This is a genomic window from Rhodoferax sp. (assembly GCF_037143375.1).
GTDB lineage: Bacteria > Pseudomonadota > Gammaproteobacteria > Burkholderiales > Burkholderiaceae_C > Rhodoferax.
Map to the genome: position 1 here is coordinate 1 of NZ_JBAWYV010000212.1, position 4,257 is coordinate 4,257.

General features: G+C 57.8%; 4 protein-coding genes. All 4 read left to right on the forward strand.

Annotated features, from left to right (window positions below):
- Positions 1 to 182 precede the first annotated feature (182 nt).
- Positions 183 to 1,046 carry a TatD family hydrolase gene (locus WCG50_RS17780; RefSeq protein ID WP_336900931.1) on the forward strand — a complete coding sequence of 288 codons (864 nt, stop codon included), beginning with the start codon at positions 183 to 185 and terminating at the stop codon, positions 1,044 to 1,046.
- 93 nt (positions 1,047 to 1,139) lie between these two features.
- Positions 1,140 to 2,291 carry a branched-chain amino acid ABC transporter substrate-binding protein gene (locus WCG50_RS17785; RefSeq protein WP_336900932.1) on the forward strand — a complete coding sequence of 384 codons (1,152 nt, stop codon included), beginning with the start codon at positions 1,140 to 1,142 and terminating at the stop codon, positions 2,289 to 2,291.
- Between the two features lie 511 nt (positions 2,292 to 2,802).
- Positions 2,803 to 3,513, forward strand: coding sequence for a response regulator transcription factor (locus tag WCG50_RS17790; protein ID WP_336900933.1), 711 nt, complete (start codon positions 2,803 to 2,805; stop codon positions 3,511 to 3,513).
- Between the two features lie 7 nt (positions 3,514 to 3,520).
- The coding region (locus tag WCG50_RS17795) for a hypothetical protein (RefSeq protein ID WP_336900934.1) at positions 3,521 to 4,257 on the forward strand (737 nt) is incomplete at its 3' end.

The following is a 4,257-nucleotide window of genomic DNA, read 5'->3' on the forward strand; positions in this document are numbered from 1 at the left end:
GCAACGCCGAGGGCGAGAACGCCAGCGGCAACAAGAGTCAATTGAGATTTCATGCGAGTGTCCTTGGATGAGTGTGGCAGCGTTGAACCCTGTTCAATGGGCAGGGAAGTCTGCGAAGATTACGACAGGCAAAAGTCATTCTGATGTCATCCCCATGGCAAAGCTATGGTAAACACCCTTGTATGACTATTTGGATCGACACCCATTGCCACCTCGATGCAGAGGAGTTTAGACCTCTAGCCCAGGTGGTACGTGCGCGAGCAGCTATTAATAACGTAGCGCATTGCGTGTTACCTGCGGTCACAGTTTCGAGCTTTGAGTCGGTACGGCAACTGGCCCACGCCGGCGGCGACAGCTACGCGCTGGGCATTCACCCGCTGTATGTGGCGCAGGCCACGGAGGCGGATCTGGCGACGCTGGACGCCTGCCTGCACCACTACCGCGACGATCCGCGATTGGTCGCGGTGGGCGAGATCGGGCTGGATTACTTTGTGCCCGAACTTCGGGATAGCCCGCTGCGCGAGCGTCAGGAATACTTCTACCGGGCGCAACTCAAGCTGGCCCGCCAACATGGTTTGCCGGTGATCCTGCATGTGCGCCGATCGGCCGATCAGTTGCTCAAAGGTTTGCGTGCCGTAGCGCGGGAAGGTGCCCAGCCTTGGCGTTGGCACGGTATTGCCCACGCTTTTAATGGCAGCGAGCAGCAGGCGCAGGCATTTATTGGTCTAGGTTTTAAGCTGGGCTTTGGCGGTGCGCTGACCTTTGATCGTGCCTTGCAGTTGCGCCGGTTGGCTGCCAACCTGCCGCTGGACGCGCTGGTGATGGAAACGGATTCGCCTGATATGCCGCCCCACTGGCTCTACAAAACGGCGGAGCAGCGGGCCGCCGGTGCGTCCCAAGGCCTGAATGAGCCGGGTGAGATTCCGCGCATCGGCGCAGTACTGGCGGCGCTGCGCGGAATCTCACCCGGCTCATTGGCAGAAGCCACCACGCGCAATGCTCAGCAGGCTTTGCCACGTTTGCAAGCTTTGCTGTCAGGCGTTTGAGCGCAGGGCAAAGGGCAAGGAGTAACATCGATTAATCAGGGTAAACCCTGGTTACCTTTTGTTTTCCCCCTTATGAAAACCGGATCACTCACCATGACAACTGCTCTTGCTCAATCTGTTCCATTTCGTCTGGCTGCTACGGCTGCTTTGACCCTGACGGCAGTCCTTGCCTTCGCGCAGGACGTTCAAACCGTCCGCATCGCCCACGCTGGCCCCACTTCGGGCGGTATTGCCCACATTGGCAAAGATACTGAAAACGGCGTGCGCCTCGCCATCGACGAGTTGAATACCCAGTCGATCGTGATTGGCGGCAAGCGCATCAAGTTTGAGCTGGTCGCCGAAGACGATGCGGGCGACCCCCGCCAAGCCACCGTGGTAGCGCAAAAGTTGTGCGACTCCAAAGTGGCCGGTGTGGTAGGTCACCTGCAGTCGGGCACCACCATTCCAGCGTCCACGGTGTACAGCAAGTGCGGTCTGCCGCATATCACCGCCTCCGCCACCAACCCGGACCTGACCAAGCCCGGCTACCCGACCACCTTCCGCCTGATCGCCAACGACAACGCGCTGGGCGCTGCGCTGGCCTACTTTGCGCATGACGCGCTCAAGCTCAAGTCGGTCGCCATCATCGATGACCGCACGGCTTACGGTCAGGGGCTGGTGGGCGTGTTCAAGGCCACCGCCCAGCAAAAAGGCATGCAGGTCGTGGCCGAAGAGTTCACCACCGACCGGGCAACCGACTTCATGGCCATCCTGACCGCCATCAAGAGCAAAAAACCTGACGCCATCTTTTATGGTGGCCTTGATGCCCAAGCCGGCCCGATGCTGCGCCAGATGGAGCAGCTAGGCATGGCCGATGTCAAGTACTTTGGCGGTGACGCCTTGTGCACCGAAAAGCTCCCCGAACTCTCGGCCAAGGCCGGCACGCTTAAAAATGTGACCTGCGCCACGGGCGGCGCCTCGGTGGCCAAAATGCAAGGCGGAAACGAGTGGAAAAAGAAATACGACGCCCGCTTCCCCGGCCAGTTCCAGATCTACAGCCCTTACGCCTATGACGCTACATTCGTTTTGGTCGACGCCATGAAGCGCGCCAACTCGGTGGAACCCACGGTCTATCTGCCCTTCATCGGCAAGACCCACTACAAGGGTGTGACCGCGAACATCGCCTTTACTGCCAAAGGTGAGTTGACGACACCGTCCGTCACGCTCTACAACTACAAGGAAAACGTGCGCGCCGCGTTGAATTGATCGGAGACTGAGACACGGTTAGTAGCTCTTAATTTACGGGGCTGCTCACCGAGTGTTTTTGAAAAGTTCCGGGATTTCGATGGCGCGTGAGTTGCCGTTTTGCCGCGTTAGAAGTCACAGGGTTTTTGGCCATCGATGACTCGTCAAGACCTGAACCGGTAGTAGCCGATTTCTCGCCACCGTCCGCTCAAGCCCCCATTTCCGGTCATTCACTCGGCATCTCCTTAAGTAAGAAGCCTCAAAAGATGTTGCGAAACGCGAGAATTCACTTTGCGAAAGACTGGTCGTGGGTTCGCTTAGGTACGTCGGTCGTGCTTGCGCTGCGGCAGACCAAAATGGCAACTAAAATCGACACAGTGTCTCAATGAACTCAGTATCCCTTGGGTATTGCTCGTCCAAATATCACATTTTTCCATATTCACCTTGTAGGTGACTCCATGGGTGCTGCGCGCGAACTGTCCATGGTGTCGCAATCACACTTTTATCCAAGGGTTCAAGAGGTTTCCAAAAAATGCAGTATTCCAAGGTGCTTGTCGTGGATGACGATGCGGAATTACAAGACCTCATTGCCCTCGCACTTAAGCATGAGGGTTGGTTCGTCTATGAGGCGCTAACGGCCCAGCATGCCGTGCGACTTATGGCGCAGCACCGTCCGCAGGTGGTCGTGTTGGACGTCATGCTGCCCGACGGCAATGGACTGGACTTGCTGAACCGTTGGCGATTGGAGTACCCGGAGACAGCCATCATGATGTTGTCGGCCAAAGGTGAACCTCAGGATCGGGTACACGGCCTTGATCTGGGGGCTGACGACTACTTGACCAAACCCTTTGTCAAGGACGAGCTCGTGTCCAGGGTCAGGGCCTTGCTGCGCCGGCGGCGGCAGGTGGAGCGCCAGTCAACCCCCCAGTTTGCCGTGCATGGACTGCATTTGGACCGATTGCTTCGACAGGTCGTGCTGAACGGTCAGCGGGTGGCTCTCACCGAGGCGGAGTTCAAGCTATTGGAAGCGCTTGCGCGCGAACCAGGTGCGACCTTGTCGCGAGAAGCACTGAACGCTGCAATGCAGCTTGGCGCGTATCGCCCTCAAGATCGCACTGTGGATACACAAATCTATCGACTTCGCAGCAAGCTTCAAGATACCGCCCCTGGGTGCGAATGGATCGTCACCGTCCGCGGCTTGGGCTATGCGCTGTCCGCTGGTGAACTCAAAGAATTAAGCTAACCGATCCATGACCAGCCGTCCTTTCGACTCCTTGTTTGCACGCCTGATGTTGGCGCAGACCATTCTGATGGTGCTGGTGGCGATGATGTTTATGGCCTCGCGTTCGGTTGTGACTGCCGCACCCTATGCACAGCTGTGGGCCGCCAATCTGATAGAAGTCGTGCGTCAACCACCAGGTGCCGCGTTGTTGCAAGCTTCCCCTGGTTACCCGGTGCAACGGCAAGCCTTGTTTCCCAGTGGCTTCGCGAGCCATAACCTGACCGTAGGCCCGGGATTTTCCCGTTGGCAATCGGAATTCGCCCTGCGCGGCTTGGCCATGGACGACATACGCGCGGTGCACAGCGCGAGCGGAACGCAGTTTTGGTTCCATGCCGTGCAGCCGGGCTTTGATCCGGTCTGGCTCGGGCTGCCTGCGCCGCCGTTAGGGTCCTTTTTGAGCGTTTACAGCGCGCCCTTAGAACCTTTGATGGTGGTTATTTTTGTGGGTTTGAGTTGGTGGTTTACACGGCATGTGACGCGTCCACTACAGCAATTGAGTCGCAGCATCCGCGGCGATGTGTTGGAAATCGATTCAAAGGGCGGCGCAGTGGCCTCACAGGAATCGATCATGCACGGCGCCTCAAGTGAAATCCGCCTTATTTACAACGATTACCGTCAGCTGCTTGACAGGCTACGAATAGCTGAAATCGAGCGTGGGCTGCTGCTGGCCGGAGTCTCACACGACTTGCGCAGTCCCCTTTCGCG